Annotated in this window: 16 protein-coding genes; 11 read left to right on the top strand and 5 right to left on the bottom strand. The window is 63.1% G+C overall.

Features of this window, described 5'->3' with window-relative positions; translation table 11 throughout:
* The first annotated feature begins 12 nt into the window (after positions 1-12).
* From HFP57_RS14920 to HFP57_RS14905, 4 genes are all read left to right on the top strand, one after another.
* Entirely contained in the window at positions 13-948 is a 936-nt protein-coding gene (locus tag HFP57_RS14920; protein ID WP_176870524.1) for a LysR family transcriptional regulator, read from the top strand.
* A 139-nt stretch (positions 949-1,087) separates the two neighbouring features.
* Positions 1,088-1,789, top strand: a complete 702-nt coding sequence (ctrA, locus tag HFP57_RS14915) for a response regulator transcription factor CtrA (RefSeq protein ID WP_176870523.1) — start codon at positions 1,088-1,090, stop codon at positions 1,787-1,789.
* A gap of 188 nt (positions 1,790-1,977) precedes the next feature.
* Complete coding sequence (locus tag HFP57_RS14910) at positions 1,978-2,526, top strand: hypothetical protein (protein ID WP_176870522.1); 549 nt, start codon at positions 1,978-1,980, stop codon at positions 2,524-2,526.
* Complete coding sequence (locus HFP57_RS14905; protein ID WP_176870521.1) at positions 2,511-3,596, top strand: M48 family metalloprotease; 1,086 nt, start codon at positions 2,511-2,513, stop codon at positions 3,594-3,596. Before HFP57_RS14910 ends, HFP57_RS14905 begins: the two co-directional genes overlap by 16 nt.
* A gap of 65 nt (positions 3,597-3,661) precedes the next feature.
* Here the strand turns inward: HFP57_RS14905 and HFP57_RS14900 are convergent, their stop codons facing one another.
* Complete coding sequence (locus HFP57_RS14900; protein WP_176870520.1) at positions 3,662-4,564, bottom strand: phytanoyl-CoA dioxygenase family protein; 903 nt, start codon at positions 4,562-4,564, stop codon at positions 3,662-3,664.
* A gap of 122 nt (positions 4,565-4,686) precedes the next feature.
* Between HFP57_RS14900 and HFP57_RS14895 the strand changes: the two genes are divergently transcribed.
* From HFP57_RS14895 to HFP57_RS14880, 4 genes are all read left to right on the top strand, one after another.
* A complete protein-coding gene (locus HFP57_RS14895; protein ID WP_176870519.1) occupies positions 4,687-6,141 on the top strand; it encodes a circularly permuted type 2 ATP-grasp protein in 1,455 nt (484 codons plus the stop codon).
* Positions 6,141-7,076 (top strand): alpha-E domain-containing protein, encoded by a 936-nt coding sequence (locus HFP57_RS14890; protein WP_176870518.1) that lies wholly within the window; start codon positions 6,141-6,143, stop codon positions 7,074-7,076. The genes HFP57_RS14895 and HFP57_RS14890 overlap by 1 nt, the downstream gene beginning before the upstream one ends.
* Positions 7,077-7,901 carry a transglutaminase family protein gene (locus HFP57_RS14885; RefSeq protein WP_176870517.1) on the top strand — a complete coding sequence of 275 codons (825 nt, stop codon included), beginning with the start codon at positions 7,077-7,079 and terminating at the stop codon, positions 7,899-7,901.
* 107 nt (positions 7,902-8,008) lie between these two features.
* Positions 8,009-8,764: a proteasome-type protease gene (locus HFP57_RS14880; RefSeq protein ID WP_176870516.1), complete on the top strand. Its 756-nt coding sequence runs from the start codon at positions 8,009-8,011 to the stop codon at positions 8,762-8,764.
* Between the two features lie 9 nt (positions 8,765-8,773).
* On the opposite strand, the gene HFP57_RS14875 is transcribed toward HFP57_RS14880, so the two are convergent.
* The 3 genes from HFP57_RS14875 to HFP57_RS14865 form a co-directional block, all read right to left on the bottom strand.
* Positions 8,774-9,556 carry an arginyltransferase gene (locus tag HFP57_RS14875; protein ID WP_176870515.1) on the bottom strand — a complete coding sequence of 261 codons (783 nt, stop codon included), beginning with the start codon at positions 9,554-9,556 and terminating at the stop codon, positions 8,774-8,776.
* Positions 9,557-9,774: 218 nt separating this feature from the next.
* On the bottom strand, positions 9,775-10,860 hold the full coding sequence (locus HFP57_RS14870; protein WP_176870514.1) for an SDR family oxidoreductase: 1,086 nt from the start codon (positions 10,858-10,860) through the stop codon (positions 9,775-9,777).
* Position 10,861: 1 nt separating this feature from the next.
* On the bottom strand, positions 10,862-11,905 hold the full coding sequence (locus HFP57_RS14865) for a methyltransferase domain-containing protein (RefSeq protein ID WP_176870513.1): 1,044 nt from the start codon (positions 11,903-11,905) through the stop codon (positions 10,862-10,864).
* A 434-nt stretch (positions 11,906-12,339) separates the two neighbouring features.
* Between HFP57_RS14865 and HFP57_RS14860 the strand changes: the two genes are divergently transcribed.
* A complete protein-coding gene (locus HFP57_RS14860) occupies positions 12,340-13,755 on the top strand; it encodes a dihydrolipoyl dehydrogenase family protein (protein ID WP_176870512.1) in 1,416 nt (471 codons plus the stop codon).
* Positions 13,756-13,853: 98 nt separating this feature from the next.
* Complete coding sequence (locus tag HFP57_RS14855) at positions 13,854-14,852, top strand: radical SAM protein (RefSeq protein ID WP_343045267.1); 999 nt, start codon at positions 13,854-13,856, stop codon at positions 14,850-14,852.
* Positions 14,853-14,989: 137 nt separating this feature from the next.
* Here the strand turns inward: HFP57_RS14855 and HFP57_RS14850 are convergent, their stop codons facing one another.
* Complete coding sequence (locus tag HFP57_RS14850; RefSeq protein WP_176870511.1) at positions 14,990-15,874, bottom strand: S-methyl-5'-thioadenosine phosphorylase; 885 nt, start codon at positions 15,872-15,874, stop codon at positions 14,990-14,992.
* Positions 15,875-15,983: 109 nt separating this feature from the next.
* Between HFP57_RS14850 and HFP57_RS14845 the strand changes: the two genes are divergently transcribed.
* On the top strand, positions 15,984-16,412 hold the full coding sequence (locus tag HFP57_RS14845; protein WP_176870510.1) for a DUF2147 domain-containing protein: 429 nt from the start codon (positions 15,984-15,986) through the stop codon (positions 16,410-16,412).
* Positions 16,413-16,671 lie beyond the last annotated feature (259 nt).

Raw genomic sequence — 16,671 nt, 5'->3', positions numbered from 1 at the left:
CGTTTCGTTTTTATGCCCAATCTCCCCGATCTCGAAGCCTGGGCGATTTTCGCCAAAGTCGTCGAACTGCGCTCCTTCACCGCCGCGGCCGAGGATCTGGGCCTTTCCAAGGCGACCGTCTCCAAGGCCGTCACGCGGCTCGAAACGTCGCTTGGCGTGCAGCTCCTGCATCGCAGCTCGCGCCGTCTCTCGCTGACCGAAAGCGGCCGCGAACTCGCCGGACGCGCGCAGCAACTGTTGAGCCTCGGCGAGGAAGCGGAAGACGCGGCACGCGACGACGCCGCCAATCCGCGCGGTCTCGTCCGCCTCGCCGCGCCGATGAGTTTCGGCATCGCCCATGTCGGCCCGGCGCTGCCCGATTTCCTCGCCCGCTATCCCGATATCGCGATCGACCTGCATCTCGCCGACGAAGCCGTCGACATCATCGCGGGCGGCTTCGATGCGGCGCTCAGGATCGGCGCCCTGCCCGACAGCAGCCTCAAGGCGCGCCGGCTCGGCCCGGTCGAACGCCACCTCGTCGCCGCGCAGACCTATGTCGAACGGAAAGGCCGTCCGCGGCACCCGGCGGATCTCAAGGATCATGACTGCCTCTGCTACGCCTATCTCCCCAATCCGGAGAGCTGGCGGTTCACGCACGAGAATGGCGAGGAGGCGCAGGTCCGGCCGAGCGGGCCGCTGCGCGCCAACAACAGCGATGCGATGATGCCCGCGCTCCGGGCGGGACTTGGCATCGCCCTGGTGCCCGATTTCATGCTCGCACAGCATGGCGGCACCAAGGGGCTCGTGACCTTGCTGCCCGACTGGTCCCCGCCCCCGGTCGCGCTCCACCTGGTCACGCCGCCGGGCCGGGAACGGCCGGCGCGGGTCACCGCGCTCGTCGATTTTCTGGCCGAACGCTTCGCCCGTTTATGCGCCGAAACCGCCGGCTCCGCGCGCGAAACCGGGTGAGTCCCAAATGTCACAGCTTCGCGACTCGTGGAGTTAACTGGCCTTTAACCTTTTGCCTTCATACCTTTGATGGTTAATGAATTGCACCGAGCCGTTCGGGACGGCGTCTCGTTCGGTGCCACAAACAAGGGGTGACCTGATGCGTGTGCTGCTGATCGAAGACGAGCCTACCACGGCGAAGAGCATCGAGATGATGTTGACGACCGAAGGCTTCAATGTTTACACCACCGATCTGGGCGAAGAAGGCCTCGATCTGGGCAAGCTCTATGATTACGACATCATATTGCTCGACCTGAACCTGCCGGACATGCACGGCTATGACGTGCTCAAGAAGCTGCGCCTTTCCAAGGTGCAGACTCCGGTTCTCATTCTTTCCGGCATCGCGGAAATGGACAGCAAGGTGCGCAGTTTCGGTTTCGGTGCCGACGACTATGTCACCAAGCCCTTCCATCGCGAAGAGCTTGTCGCCCGCATCCATGCCGTGGTGCGCCGCTCGAAGGGCCATAGCCAGTCGGTCATCAAGACCGGCAAGCTTGCGGTCAATCTCGACGCCAAGACCGTCGAAGTGGACAGCAACCGCGTCCACCTGACCGGCAAGGAATATGCGATGCTCGAACTGCTGAGCCTGCGCAAAGGCACGACGCTCACCAAGGAAATGTTCCTCAACCATCTCTATGGCGGCATGGACGAGCCGGAACTCAAGATCATCGACGTCTTCATCTGCAAGCTGCGCAAGAAGCTCAGCCTCGCATCGGGCGGCGAAAATTACATCGAAACCGTCTGGGGCCGCGGCTATGTGCTGCGCGATCCGGAAGAGGAAGAACAGGCCCAAGTCGCCTAAAACCATTCCCGAACCGAGCGGGGTTTCCAAATCCTGGTAAAAGGGGCGAGGCTGCGGCACCAAAAATGCCGCGGCCTCATTTTTTGCGTTCTAAAGGACGAAATAGCCAGATTTATTGACTCCAACTCAATCTATATTGATAATTAAAGAAAAGACCGAGTCGCATCCGGTTATGAAAGAGGGGAGTCGTGATGTTGGTTGCTCGTGCCCTATTACCCGTTGCCGCAGTCTTGTCGTTATCGTCTTGCGAAACGATAAGTTATCTTACGCAAGGTATTACTGATCAGGTTCTACTCGGACCTTTGCCGTCAACTGCCGATCCGATCCAGTATTCAAACGATGACCAGTTCGATCTCAAATTATACCGGCTAGCAAGAGAGGGCGACGAGGATATCCATGTCAACTTTGGACCGCCGGTGACGGAACTGCCTGAGCGTGTTCAATATTGGACGTCGCGCGTCGACGATACGGGAGGCTCGGTTTTGACGTGCGATGTCAACGAAGCGTCGAACCTGATAGGACTATCGACGCTGGTGAATCTCCTGGGTGGCGCTCGAATAATCGATCAGATCAAGTCGGAACTCAGAAAAATGCAGCTATATTCGCCGGCCGCCGACTGGAACGCGGTGATCGAAGCGCATTCTGCTGAAGAGAATCTTAGAGGGGTGAGGTTTGTCAGTCGCAATACGGATTTGGCGACTGTGAGGGCAGACTATTCGGAATGCAGAAATCTGTAGCCTTCGCACTTTTTTTGCTGTGCCATGCTGGCAGCCTCATTCTGCCTTCGGCATCTCACGCGCAAGATTCGACTCAAGCACCACGAGAAAACTGTCCTTTGGCGACACCGCATACGGACGATCCGCTAACTCGGATAACATCGCCTAACGGAGAGGAATTCCACCCGTTCAAAATCGATCGGAATGAATATCGGCAGCTCGCCGATCTTTTTTTGATCGATTATTTTGATCCGATACGGGAGGCCTCGCGGCAATTCCTGAGCATGGGGCCTCGGGAGCGCGATATACTGGAGTCCATATCCCGTTCAACGATCTGTTCGGATAACTTCCATCTATATGCAGATGTGGAGAAAGACGCAGACGGGACCGAGCACCTACGAATCACAATGAGCGCGGGCGCCGCATTCTATCTCGACCGATTAGCTCATTTGATATCGATTTCCTCGGACGCAGATGCCTCTGTCGACGAGACATTGGAGCAGTTCCTGCACAGCGAAGCGGATTTTGCGGTTGCCTATTCCGAGCGATGGTATGACGACAACACCCTGCGCACGCGGCCAGCAGCTACGGACAGCGCGTCGACAGAAGATGAAATGACTGCACAAAATCGACGAAACGTCCTTCAGATGGTCATACTGCACGAAGTCTGCCATCATTTGAATCAGCATCAAACTGACGAAACGCGCGATTGGATTCGTATCTTGCGCCTCACGCAGAACCAAGGTTCGCTGTTGCTCGCCCATGAGCGTGAAGCCGACCGCTGCGCTGCTAAACATGCACAGGACGTGGGTATTTCACCCGTTATCGGCCTGATGTCCGCGATTGCGTTTACGGGGTTATTGGATCCGTCGGAAACGCATGATTCGTTTCAAACTCGGATAGAAGCACTGAGCGATTTGGGGCATAGATACGCGCGGTCCACAGCCGAAGCCAGGGGAATATCTCGCGATCAGGCAGTCGCAGCCTATCAACAGCAAGTTGATCACTTCGTCGCTTTCGTTCGACAACTTCGACAGCATCGGCGAGACTCGGATCGGCCCACCGCAAACGACCATTTCAACCGCAACTGACGGCCGTTAGGAACCCCGGTGCTGAAACGCATCCCTCGCGAGTTTTGGCTCCGATTTCTGACGGCCTAGCCGCCCGGCGTTCCCGCGCGCGACCGTTCGGTCACCTGTTCGTAGAGATCCTCGCCCCAGCCGGCCGCTTTTTCGCCGAACAGGAAATCGGGCGGCACGACCTCCGGCCCCTCGCCCGGCGGCAGCGGAGGCGTGTAATAGCCGAGCGCATAGCTGCCCATCGCATAGCCGAGCAGCGCCCGGAGCTCGGGATCGAAATCCTTCGCAATGTCCGGCGGGCAGGAGAGATACTGGTTCTCCTCCTGCCGCAGCCAGCCGAGCGCATAGGTGATGTTGAGGCCCATCCGGTCGGCGCCCGAAACATTGGCCCCGCCGCCATGGATCACGCTGCCCGAATAGACGAGCACCGAACCCGCCTTCATCTCGGCCCGGATCAGCTCGTCCTCGGTCGGCAGCCGCGTATCGTCGTCCCATAAATTGCTGCCGGGCGCGACCTGGGTCGCGCCATTCTCGAAGGTGAAATCGGTGACCGCCCAGATCGTGTTCAGCTGCGGCTCGATGATGCGCTGCAGATAGCCGCCCCAGGCCAGCCGGTCGCGATGCAGGGGCTGCGCCGTCTGCCCATCGCGGATGCGGATCAGCTGGGTGAGATGGAGCTGGAAGCGGTCGCAAAAGGGGAGCAGGAACTGCTCGCAGGCGCCGGTGATCGCCGGGTGCATGACGAGTTCGCGGCAGGCGGCGGACCGCGCCACCAGCGCGCCGGTTCGCGTCGTCCTGCGGCCGGTGAAGTCGTCGCGCCCGGCTTCGGTCGCCTCGACATAGGGCATGATCTCGCCGGTCAGCCGTTCGAGCTGTTCGCCCGACATCAGGCCGTCGATGATGAGCGCCCCCTGCTCGCTGAGTATCCTGGCGATCGTTTCCGGCGTCACCGCCGCGTCGACATGGGTGATTGCGGTCATCGGCTCGGTCTCCTTGTCGCGCCGACCCTAGCCCAAACGATCGCCGTTGTTCCAGCGGCGCTCCATCCGCGCCCGCCTCGGTTGAACCAAGCCCGGGTCTCGTGCATTGATTGCAGTACAGGATGGCAAAACGGTATTTCGACGAGATCTGGGGTCATAGCCGGGGGCGCAAGCCCCGGCCCGGTTTCGAGTCCATCGCGCGCTGGATCCGCGAAACCCCGAAAAAGGAACTCGCCCGCCGGCAGGATTCGGCCGAAGCCGCCTTCCGCCAGCTCGGCATCACCTTCAATGTCTATGGCGAAGAGGAGGAAGCCGAGCGGATCATCCCCTTCGATATCGTGCCGCGCATCTTCACCGCGGACGAATGGGCCAGCCTGTCCGAGGGCCTCGAACAGCGCGTGACGGCGCTCAACATGTTTCTCGAAGACGTGTATGGCGATCGCAAGATCATCGCCGACGGCGTAGTTCCGGACGATCTCGTCCTCTGCAATCCCGGCTTCACCCCGCTCGTCAACGGCCACCGCCCGCCGCACGGCATCTACGCGCATATCTGCGGCATCGACATGGTGCGCACCGGGCCCGACGAATTCCTCGTGCTCGAAGACAATGCGCGCACGCCCTCGGGCGTTTCCTACATGCTCGAGAACCGCGAAGCGATGCTCCGGCTCTGCCCCGAACTGTTCGAGACGTTCGAGGTCGAGCCGGTCGACCGCTATCCCGACGCACTGCGCGAGATGATGCAGGCCGTGGCGCCCGAAGCCGCGCCCGGAGACCCATGCTGCGTGCTGCTGACGCCCGGCCATTTCAACAGCGCCTTTTACGAACACAGCTTCCTCGCGGACAATGTCGGTATCGAGCTCGTCGAGGCCGCGGACCTGGTCGTCGACGACGATATCGTCTGGATGCGGACGATCGAGGGGCGCCGGCGCGTCGATGTCATCTACCGCCGGATCGACGACGAGTTCCTCGATCCGCTCGTCTTCCGGCCCGATTCCATGCTGGGAGTGCCGGGGCTGATGGCCGCCTATTTCGCCGGCAACGTCACGCTGATCAACGCGCCCGGCGGCGGCATATCGGACGACAAGGCGATCTATTCCTACATGCCGGAAATCGTGAAATATTATGCAGGCGAGGAGGCCAAGCTGCCCAATGTCGAGACATGGCGCTGCCGCGAGCCCGATGCGCTCCAATATACGCTCGACAATCTCGCCGAACTGGTCGTCAAGAAGGTAGACGGCTCGGGCGGCTACGGCATGCTGGTCGGCCCGACTTCGACGGGCGAGGAGATCGAGGAATTCCGCGCCGCGCTGAAGGCCAATCCCGACGGCTATATCGCCCAGCCGACCCTCGCCCTCTCGACCGTCCCGACCCTGACCGACAAGGGCACCAAATCGCGCCATGTCGATTTCCGGCCCTTCGTGCTGTCCGACGGCAACAAGGTGACCACCGTGCCGGGCGGCCTGACCCGCGTCGCGCTGCGCGAAGGTTCGCTGGTCGTCAATTCGAGCCAGGGCGGCGGCACCAAGGACAGCCTCGTCCTGCGCCCCGACAGCGAACAGCCGGAATCGCAAGCCTGATGCTCGCGCGCACCGCCTCCTATCTCTACTGGATCGGCCGCTATATGGAGCGGGCCGAATTCACCGCGCGGCTGATCGAAGCGACGCTCCGGCTCGACGCGCTCTCCGCCCGGCCCGCCGGCGAAGGCGCCTGGTCGAGCGCGCTCTCGGTCGCCGCGGCGAAGCATGATTTCGAACAGACCGGCGAATCCCCGACGCCGAGCAATGTCGCCAACTTCCTCACCTTCTCCAAGGACAATCCCAATTCGATCCGTAACTGCCTTTATACGGCGCGGATGAATGCGCGGGCCGTCCGCACCGCGCTGACCCGCGAAGGCTGGGAGTCGATCAATCGCGCCTGGCTCGGCATCGACGGGCGCAGCGCGGTCGGCAGCGCGCAGGGCACGATCAACCTGCTCGAGGCGCTGATCGCGGAAAATCGCGGTTTCGAAGGCGCGCTGCATCGCATGTTGCGGCAGGAGAGCTATCATTTTCTGATGCTCGGCGAGAGCATCGAGCGCACCGACAACACCGCGCGCCTCATCGACGTCAAATATCATATCATCCTGCCGGAGGGCGAAGAGGTGGGCGGACTTGTCGACCGCGACCAATGGGGGACCATCCTCCAGACGGTTTCGGCCAATACCGCTTTTCGCTGGCTCTATCGGGACGGCCTGTCATCCCGCCGAGTCGTCGAGATGCTGATTCTCAGACGCGAACTGCCGCGCTCGATCGCGGCGACGGTCGACGAGACCGCCGCGCTGCTGACCGAACTCGGGCGGCTCACCGGCTATCAGGGGGAAGCCGACCGCATGGCGCGGTTGCGCCAGCAACGGATCAATGCGACCGGGATCCGGGAAATCATCACGGGCGGTCTGCACGAATATCTCCAGGCCTTTATCGAGGAAAACCGCTTGCTCAGCCAGGCCATCTCCAGACAGTTCCGGTTCGACTAGATGCGGCTTTGCATCGACCATCGCACCGACTACACGTTCAGCGAACCGCAGCGTCGGCTCGTCCAGCTGTTGCGCGTTACGCCGGTCAATTTCGCGGCCCAGCATGTCGTGAGCTGGCATATCGATGTCGATTGCGACGCCCGGCTCCGCGGCCATCGGGACGGCTTCGGCAACCGGATAACCATGCTCTATATTGACGGGCCGATCGAGAAGGTCGCGCTGCGCGTGTCCGGCGAAGTGCTGACCGACGACCGTTCGGGGATGATCGAGGACGCGTCGGAGACCCTACCCGCAAAGGCCTTTCTCCGGCCAACGAATCTCAGTCGCGCGGACGAGGCGATCCGCACGTTCGCCACCGATGTCGCGGCCGCGAAACAGGATCCGCTCGAACGGATGCACCTGCTGATGAGCCGGCTGCTCGACCAGATCCGCTTCGAACCGACCCTGGATGCCGTCGAACGCGATGCCGCGACCGCCTTCGCCGCGAACAAGGGCGTGTGCCAGGATCACGCCCATATCTTCTGCGCCGCGGCGCGCGCGATGGGCATCCCGGCCCGCTATATTTCGGGCCATCTGTTCCGCCGCGACGGCGCCGAACAGCAGGAAGCGAGCCATGCCTGGGCGGAGGCGTGTCTGCCCTCGATCGGCTGGACCGGCTTCGATCCGGCGAACGGGATCAGCCCCGACGACGCCTATGTCCGCGTCGCATGCGGCCTCGACTATCGCGACGCGGCGCCGGTGGCCGGCCGCCGGATGGGCGGCGGCGACGAAGCGCTCGCCGTCGACGTAAGGGTGACCCAGGCGCGGGACCAGACGCAAAACTAGGGCCGGCGGGCGCGGCCGCCGATCCACATCTTCGCGAAATTCGGCTCTTTTCGGCGCCGATCTTCCCGGCTACGCGCTAAGCGTTCGCCACAACCGACCGGAGTCGCATGACCTATTGCCTCGGAATGCTGTTGAAAGACGGGCTGGTGATGATCGCCGACACCCGCACCAATGCGGGCGTCGACAATATCTCGTCCTACAAGAAGCTCCATATCCTCGAGCAGAGCGACGACCGGACGATCATCGCCTGCACGGCCGGCAACCTGTCGGTCACGCAGTCCGCCTTCGCATTGCTGAAGGAAGGGCTGGAGGAGGATGACGACAGCGACGGTCCGCGCTTCCTGTCCGACATGCCCAACATGCATCGTGCCGCCGGGCTCGTCGGCGAGGCGCTCCACATCGCGCGCGACGCGATCAAGGATACCGCCGGCGAGGACAGCCAGTACAGCTTTTCCGGATCGATGATCCTGGGCGGCCGGTTCAAGGGACGGCCGCTGCGGCTCTTCCATGTCTACAAGGAAGGCAATTTCATCAGCTGCCAGCCCGACCGGCCGTTCATGCAGATCGGCGAGACCAAATATGGCAAGCCGATCCTCGATCGCGCGCTCGAATATGAAACGCCGCTCGACGATGCGGTGAAGACCGGGCTCGTCTCGTTCGATTCCACGATGCGGTCCAATCTCAGCGTCGGCCGCCCGCTCGATCTCGCCATCCTGCCGGCCGACGATAGCAAGCCGGTGCATTTTCGCCGGATCGAGGAAACCGACGACTATTTCAACATGCTGTCGTCGAAATGGGCTTTCGCGCTCGCCGAGGCCCGCGCCGCGATCCCGATGCCGCCTTTCATGGAAAGCGCCGACTAGACGTTTCGGCTATTTGGCGCCGGCCAGTATCTTGCTGACGGCCGCCCCTGGAACCGTTTCCTGCTCGAACGGCACCCAGCCCTTTGGCGTCAGCTTCTCGAGCGGGCGATACCGCACCTTGTAGCGCATGCGCGGCGCGCCCTCGACCCAATAGCCGAGATAGACATAGGGCAGGCTTGCCTTGGCGGCGTGCACGATATGATCGAGGATGATGTAGTTGCCGAGCCCGTTGCGCTCGGGATGGTCGGGATCGAAGAAGCTGTAGATCATCGACAGGCCGTCCGACTGGCGGTCGGTGAGGCAGGCGCCGACGAGCCGCCCCGGCTTTCCGCCGACGCCCGGCTCGCGATATTCGATCATATAGGTGTCGACGGGCGTCTGCTCGACCATGTCGGCGAAATCCATCTCGTCCATGTCGTGCATTCCGCCATCCGGGTGGCGGACGCTCAGATAGCGGCGCAGCAGCGAGAATTGTTCTTCGGTGGTCCAGGCTTCGCAGGCGCTGACCTCGAGATCGCTGTGCCGGCGCATGAGCCGGCGCTGCGTCGCGTTGGGGCGGAATTCGGTGGCGACGACGCGAACCGAGATACAGGCCTGGCAGCCCGCGCAGCTCGGCCGATAGGCGACCGACTGGCTCCGACGGAACCCGATCCGGCCCAGCGCCTCGTTCAGCTCCGCCGCGTGCGGCCCGCGCAACTCGGTGAACACTTTCCGCTCGGTCTTGCCCGGCAGATAGGGACAGGGGCTCGGTGCCGTTACAAAAAATCTGGGGAACCGGAATGGTGCACTCACGGAAAAACCGCCTTCGCGTTAATCATGGCTTGTGAGGCATATTTATGACTGCGCGGCCCGATGTTGAAAAGGCCGTTTACCCTAAAAAAAGGGTTAAAGCGGCGTCCCGTCGCAATTTCTTGTGAAGATTAACCAAGAGGCTTGACCGTGATTGTGGATAACCGGTCCGACCGTCCCAAATTGGTCTCGATTCTGTCTCGTTACACCGAACGGGCCGTTCAGGCGGAAACCGACTCGGAGGGAAGGAAGCCGGCGCGGATCGCGAAATCGATCTGCCGCCGCATCAGCGCCGTGTCGGCAGGCGGTCCGCCCGCGCCGATCAGATTCTCGACATTGCCCTGCAAGAACAGGGGATTGCGCTGAAAATAACTCGTATAGAGCGTCGCGACCCGCCGGTGGAACCGCTGTTCGACCGGCGAGAGCGTCGCCGGGTCGAAGCGATCGGGCGATACCGGTTCGGGGTCGGAGAATTGCGGATAGTCGCGGACCAGCGCGAAGAAATCGGCGACCGGCATCGGCGCACCGGCGACGAGATGGAAGGTCCTCCCGCGCGCTTCGCCGATCCGGGAAGCGATGGTTGCGATACCGTTCACGGCATGATCGAGCGGCACGAAGTTGAGCGTCGCGCCGGGGGTTGAGGGGATCGTCCGGATCCGGCCCTCGGCGAGCAGTTTGAACGCCATGTAGATCGTGTCGAAACCGGCGATCACCCCGTCCCCGGTCCGCCCGACGACGATGCTCGGCCGGGCGATCGCCGCGCTCACCCCATCGGCCATCGCGGCCCGGACCAGAGCCTCGGCGGCGAACTTGCTCTCCTCATAGGCATTGGCGAAGCGGTCCGGCCGGCGGGCGTCGTCCTCGGCGATCGGCCCGTCGCGTTCGCCGCACACATAGGCGGTGCTGACCTGGACGAGCGCGGCCGGTTTGCCGGGGCGCGCCCTGGCGAAATCGACGACATGGCCGGTTCCGCGCACATTCACCGCCTCGTAGAGATCGGGATCGGCGTCGAACTGGACGATCGCGGCGCAATGGATGATGCAGTCCGCCTGTGCCGACAGCCGCGCATGGGCCGCCCGCTCCAGCCCCAGTTGCGGGTCGCGGACATCGCCCTCGACGAGCAGCACTTCGCCCGGTCCCGGCGCGGCGCCGGTCCAGTCCGCGGTCGGCAAGCGCCGTCCCTTGCCGTGCATCAATATGCGGTTCTTGCGGACGAGGCCGATCACGCCATGGCCCCGCCGGGCCAGTGCGGCGCAAATCTCGCCGCCGAGCAGGCCGGCGGCTCCGGTCACCAGGAAGCAGGTCAAGTCAGCAGCAGCCCGAAACGGCTTCGCCCGCCGGCGCAGCGCTGAACGGCATCAGCTCGCCGCACCCGGGAAAGATGCCGTAATGGGTCGAGAAATCGCCGAAAAATTCGAAATGTTCGGCAAAGCGAGTCTCGGCGAGCATCCGCCAGCTATTGCCGCACACCGCGAACATCCGCCCCTTTTCGATGACGTGATGGGCATCGAGGGTCAGCGCGCGCTCATGCCCGGGGATCGTGCCCCTGTAGCGGACCGCCTGGCCGTAATCCTCGCAGGCCGGTTCGAGCCCGTCGAGCCCGAACAGGCGATAGGTGGCCGAGAAGAAGCGGATGCCGTCCACTTTCTCCGCAACCGCCGGATCGCCGATCGCCAGCGGCCGGTCGGTCACCAGGCGCGGATCGCGGAAACCGGCCTCTCTGGCGAGCCGGTCGAAATCGCCCCAATAGAGCGCGCCGGACAGGCACTCGCCGTGCAGCACGGGATCGGAGAGCAGCGCCTCGGGCACGCGCCGTTCGGCATAGACGTCGGAGAAATAGAATTCGCCGCCGGGCTTCAGCAGCGCATGCGCGTCGCGGAACACCTTGGCCTTGTCGGCGACGAGGTTGATCACGCAGTTGGAGACGATCAGGTCGAAGCTCGCGGGTTCCAGATCGAGCGCATCGAGCTGCTCGATATCGCCCTCGAGGAATTCGACATTGCGATAGCCGAACCGCTCGGCATGCCAGTCGAGATGGCCGCGCGCGACGGCGAGCTGCTCCGGCGTCGCATCGACCCCGACCACGCTGCCTTCGGCGCCGGCGAGCTGGGCGAGCAGATAGGCGTCCTGCCCCGATCCGCTGCCGAGATCGAGGATGCGCATGCCGTGCGCCGCCTCGGGCGCGATCAACCCGCAACCGTAATAGCGCGCTCTCACATCGGGATGGACATGGGCCAGCGCCGAACGGATCTCGGGCGCGGGCGCCTCGACCGTGCAGCAGGCGTCGGTCTTGAGGTCGGCCGAGCCCTGCAGCACCTGCCCATAATAGTCGCGGCTATTCTCGATATTCACGCTGGTCTCCGGCGGGATGTCTGTTGAGGAGAGCTTCGGATTGGGGTCGGGATTGGTTACCAATGCCGCCGAGGTTTGAGGCGATTTGGCTCAGTGCAAGGCTGGAAGGCGATGGAATATCGATATATTTCAAGCCTTCCCAACGACACAATGGGCCAAATCGGTCAAATCCCGAAGGGACGACAAACTGGCTTCCATCTCGAACAGAAATCCACTTGAAAACAGAATGACTGCTCCCGGCATGCATTTCTGTCCGATATGTTCGCCATTTTGACGCCTCAGCGGTATTGGTAACCAATCCGGACCCCCGCACCACGCGGTTACACAAATGCACCGCTGTTGTAACCTTTATCGGCGGCTTCCCGAAAAGCCCGGTCGATGCGTCGCGGCATCGGGCGCGGCATCGGGGCGCAAACAGCAAGGGAAGAGGCATCATGAAGCGGACACATGATCTGATCGTTATCGGCGCCGGTTCGGCGGGACTGACCGCCGCGGGCGGCTGCGCCCAGTTCGGCCTCAAGGTCGCGCTCATAGAGAAAGGACCGATGGGCGGCGACTGCCTGAATACCGGCTGCGTCCCGTCCAAGGCGCTGATCACGGCCGCTCGGCGCGCGCAGGAGATGCGCGAGAATGCCAAATACGGGATCGCCGATGTCGAACCGGCGATCGATTTCAAGGCCGTCCACGACCATGTCCAGGCCGCGATCGACAGGATCGCCGTCGACGATTCGCAGGAACGGTTCGAAGAGGAATTCGGCGTCGAGGTGATCCGCGGCACGGCCAAGATGATCGACGGCTCGACGATCGAGGTAAACGGCCGGACCCTGAAGGCGCCGCGCATCTGCCTCGCCATCGGATCGAAGCCCTTTATCCCGCCGGTCGAGGGTATCGAAACCGTTCCCTATCTGACCAACGAGACGATCTTCGGACTGGCCGAACGCCCGCGCCATCTCGCCATCATGGGCGGCGGACCGATCGGGTGCGAAATGGCGCAGAGCTTCCGGCGGCTCGGCAGCCAGGTGACGGTGATCCAGCGCGGCAAGGTGATGGACAAGGACGATCCCGAAGCCGCAGCCATCGTCGTCGACCGGTTCCGCGCCGAGGGCGTCGATATCCGCGAAGACACCAATGCCACCAAGGTCAGCCGGGTCGGCGGCGGTATTCGCATCGAAACCGACAATGGCGACCCGGTGGAGGCCAGCCACCTCCTCGTCGCCACGGGCCGCACCTGCGATTTCGCCGGTTTCGGTCTCGAAAATGCGGGAATCGAGTGGAGCCCGCGCGGCATCGAGGTCGATGCACGCCGCCGGACGTCGAACAAGAAGGTCTATGCCATCGGCGATTGCAGGGTCGGGCCGCGCTTCACCCATGCCTCGGGTTACGAGGGCTCGCTCGTCGTGCTGCAGGTCGCGCTCGGCCTGCCCAGCAAAGCCGACTACAAGGCCCTGCCCTGGGTGACCTATAGCGATCCCGAGCTCGGCCATGTCGGGATGACCGAGACGCAGGCGCGCGACAAATATGGAAACAAGGTCGAGATCACAAAGCAGGGCTTCGACGACAATGACCGCGCGCGCGCCGAGAATGACGCGCACGGGTTCCTGAAGATCATCCGCAAAGGCAAGACGATATTGGGCGCAACGGTCGTCGGCCCGCATGCCGGAGAGCTGCTGCTCCCCTGGAGCCTCGCGATCGGCGGCAAGGCGAACGCCTTTGCGATCGGCGGCGCCATCGTCCCCTATCCGACACGGTCTGACATTTCCAAACAGGCCGGCTTTGCGGTCTGGGAGCCGACGATCTTCGGCAATACCGCCAAACGCTGGGCGCAGTTCCGCGCGAAGTATCTCCTTTGAAATGCAGATTCTATCTCACATACAAACCCGTCACCCTGAACTTGTTTCAGCATGACGATGAATCTCACCCAGACATTATCTGATATTCGCAAGGTACAATCGCTCGGAGAAGTCCTATCGCCACCAAGCCCCTTCCCGGCCCCTCGCCGTTCGAAATCGCCGATGCCGCGCCGCTCGATCCGGCCAAATTCCGCGATCCGGCAATAACGGCCAAGGGCGAGCCGCGCGCCCATGTCGCGCTGGCGAGGCTTGAAACGCTCTGGTTCAACACCGGGACGCTCTGCAACCTCGCCTGCAAGAGCTGTTACATCGAAAGCTCGCCGACCAACGACGCGCTCGTCTATCTGACCCTTACGGAAGTCGATGCCTATCTCGACGAGATCGAACGGGACGGGCTCGGCACGCGCGAGATCGGCTTTACCGGCGGCGAGCCTTTCATGAACCCGGACATGGTGCCGATGCTCGAAAGCTCCTTGGCGCGCGGCTTCGAGGTGCTGGTGCTGACCAACGCGATGCGTCCGATGTGGCGGTTCGAGGGCGCGCTGCTCGATCTCAACGCGCGTTATGGCGACCGGATGACGTTCCGGGTCAGCCTCGATCACCACAGCCAGGCCGCGCACGAGGCAGAGCGCGGCGCCGGCAGTTGGGACAAGGGCATGGCCGGGCTGCGATGGCTGTCCGACAACGGCTTCTCGATCGCGGTCGCCGGCCGGCACCTGGCGCATGAGGACGATGCGATGGCGCGGCGGGGCTATGCCGCGCTGTTCGCCGAAACCGGCATCCGGGTCGACGCCGGCGATCCCGCCCGGCTCGTTCTCTTCCCGGAAATGGACGCGAGCGCCGACGTCCCCGAAATCACGACCGCCTGCTGGGGCATTCTCGACGTCGATCCGAAAAGCGTGATGTGTGCATCGAGCCGGATGGTGGTCAAGCACAAGGGCGCCGAGCGGCCGATGGTCACGGCCTGCACGCTGCTGCCCTATGGCGCGGATTTCCAGATGGGCGAGACGCTCGCCGAAGCGAGCCGCGACGTCGCGCTCAACCACCCGCATTGCGCGCGCTTCTGCGTGCTGGGCGGGGCGAGCTGTTCAGCCTAGTTTGTCAGAATTTCGCTAGCGCGAAATCGCCGCACCAGCCCTCTCCCCCTCCCGGCCTCCCATAGAGTATACCGAGTGGGAGGCCGGGAGGGGGAGAGGGCTGGTGCGGCGCTCGACCGACAGGTCGAGTCTGACAATCAGATCCCGCGCGAAGCCAACACCCGTCCCGCCACCGCGTCCAGCTTCGCCATCAGCGCCCGATCGGCAACCGCGAGATCGGTAATGATCGCCATATCGAGCACCGTATCGAGCGGGTTGGCGGCGCGCGTGTCGGGCAGCGCCCTGGCGAACTCGACCACGGTCCGCGCCGCCATGTCGGCATTGGCCCTGAGCGTTGCGAGAATATCGTGGACCTCGACCTCGGCGACATCGTCGCGCCAGCAGTCATAGTCGGTGACCATCGCTACGAGCGCGTAGGGCAGCTCGGCCTCGCGGGCGAGCTTGGCCTCGGGCATCGCGGTCATCCCGATCACGTCGCACCCCCATTGGCGGTAGAGCTCGCTTTCGGCGCGCGAGGAGAATTGCGGGCCTTCCATGGCGAGATAGGTCGCGCCGCGATGGACAGGCGCGCCCGCCGCCTTCGCCGCCGCCTCGGCGCGATCCGACAGGCTCGGGCAGACCGGATCGGCCATCGAGACATGGGCGACGAGACCGGAGCCGAAAAAGCTCTTCTCGCGGGCGAAAGTGCGATCGATGAACTGGTCGACGATGACGAAATCGCCGGGTGCCAGCTCCTCCCGCAGCGAGCCGCAAGCCGAGAGCGACAGCAGGTCGGTGCAGCCCGCGCGTTTCAGCACATCGATATTGGCGCGCGAATTGAGCTGGCTCGGCCCGATCCGGTGACCCTTGCCGTGACGCGGCAGAAAGACGAACCGCTTGCCCGCGATCTCGCCGAGTATGAGTTCGTCCGACGCATCCCCCCAGGGGCTCTCGACCCGGATCGACTGGGCGTTTTCGAGCGCGTCCATCGCATACAGCCCCGATCCGCCGACCACGCCGATTACCCACTCGTCTTCGCGCATGCTCGTCCCTTCCGTTCATCCGCCGTGCAAAGTCCCGGCACTAGTGCAGGAAAGCGAAACAGGCTAGGCGCGATTCAGCGGCTGTCGATTCAAGCCCTTGGAGATGCTGATGAAACTCTTTTCGCGTCTTGCCGGACTATGCGTAGCGATGATGGCGGTCTCCGCCGCGCCCGCTTCGGCGCAATCGAGCATCACCGGCAACTGGCTGACCGAGGACAATCGCGCGATCATCGCCATCGGCCCTTGCGGATCGGATATCTGCGGACGCATCGCACGCATCCTCGTCGACGTCGAAGAAGGCCAGCGCGACGTCAACAATCCCGACCCCAATCTGCGCGACCGCCCGATCGAAGGCGTGCGCGTATTGACGGGCTTTAGCCGCGACGGCGGCCAGTACCGGCACGGCCAGATATACGACCCCGAAAACGGCCGCAGCTACAACGCCCGCCTGCGCCTCAACCGCAACGGCACGCTGCGCGTCACCGGCTGCGTGCTGGGCGGCATCATCTGCCAGTCGCAAACTTGGACGCGGCGGTAGGTAAAGCTAAGTGGCGAGCGGCGTTCGCTTTCAACCATCGAATTGGTTTTCCCGGGCGAGCATCGTCAACTCCATACTGCTACGGGGAATCGCTCTTGCCGCAACATTTGACCTCTTCCTCATCGCGGTCGCGGTCAACTTCCTCCTGTTTCACATGGTTTGGATCGTTCAGTTGCGTAGCGCCGGCGGCTGGAAGAACATCAATTTCAAAATTTGCATGCCACCCCTCATCATATTTGCCCTGTTGGGGAACGGTTCA

This window comes from Parasphingopyxis algicola (assembly GCF_013378075.1).
GTDB classification, from domain to species: Bacteria; Pseudomonadota; Alphaproteobacteria; order Sphingomonadales; family Sphingomonadaceae; genus Parasphingopyxis; species Parasphingopyxis algicola.
This window is presented reverse-complemented; position numbering and strand designations above follow the sequence as displayed.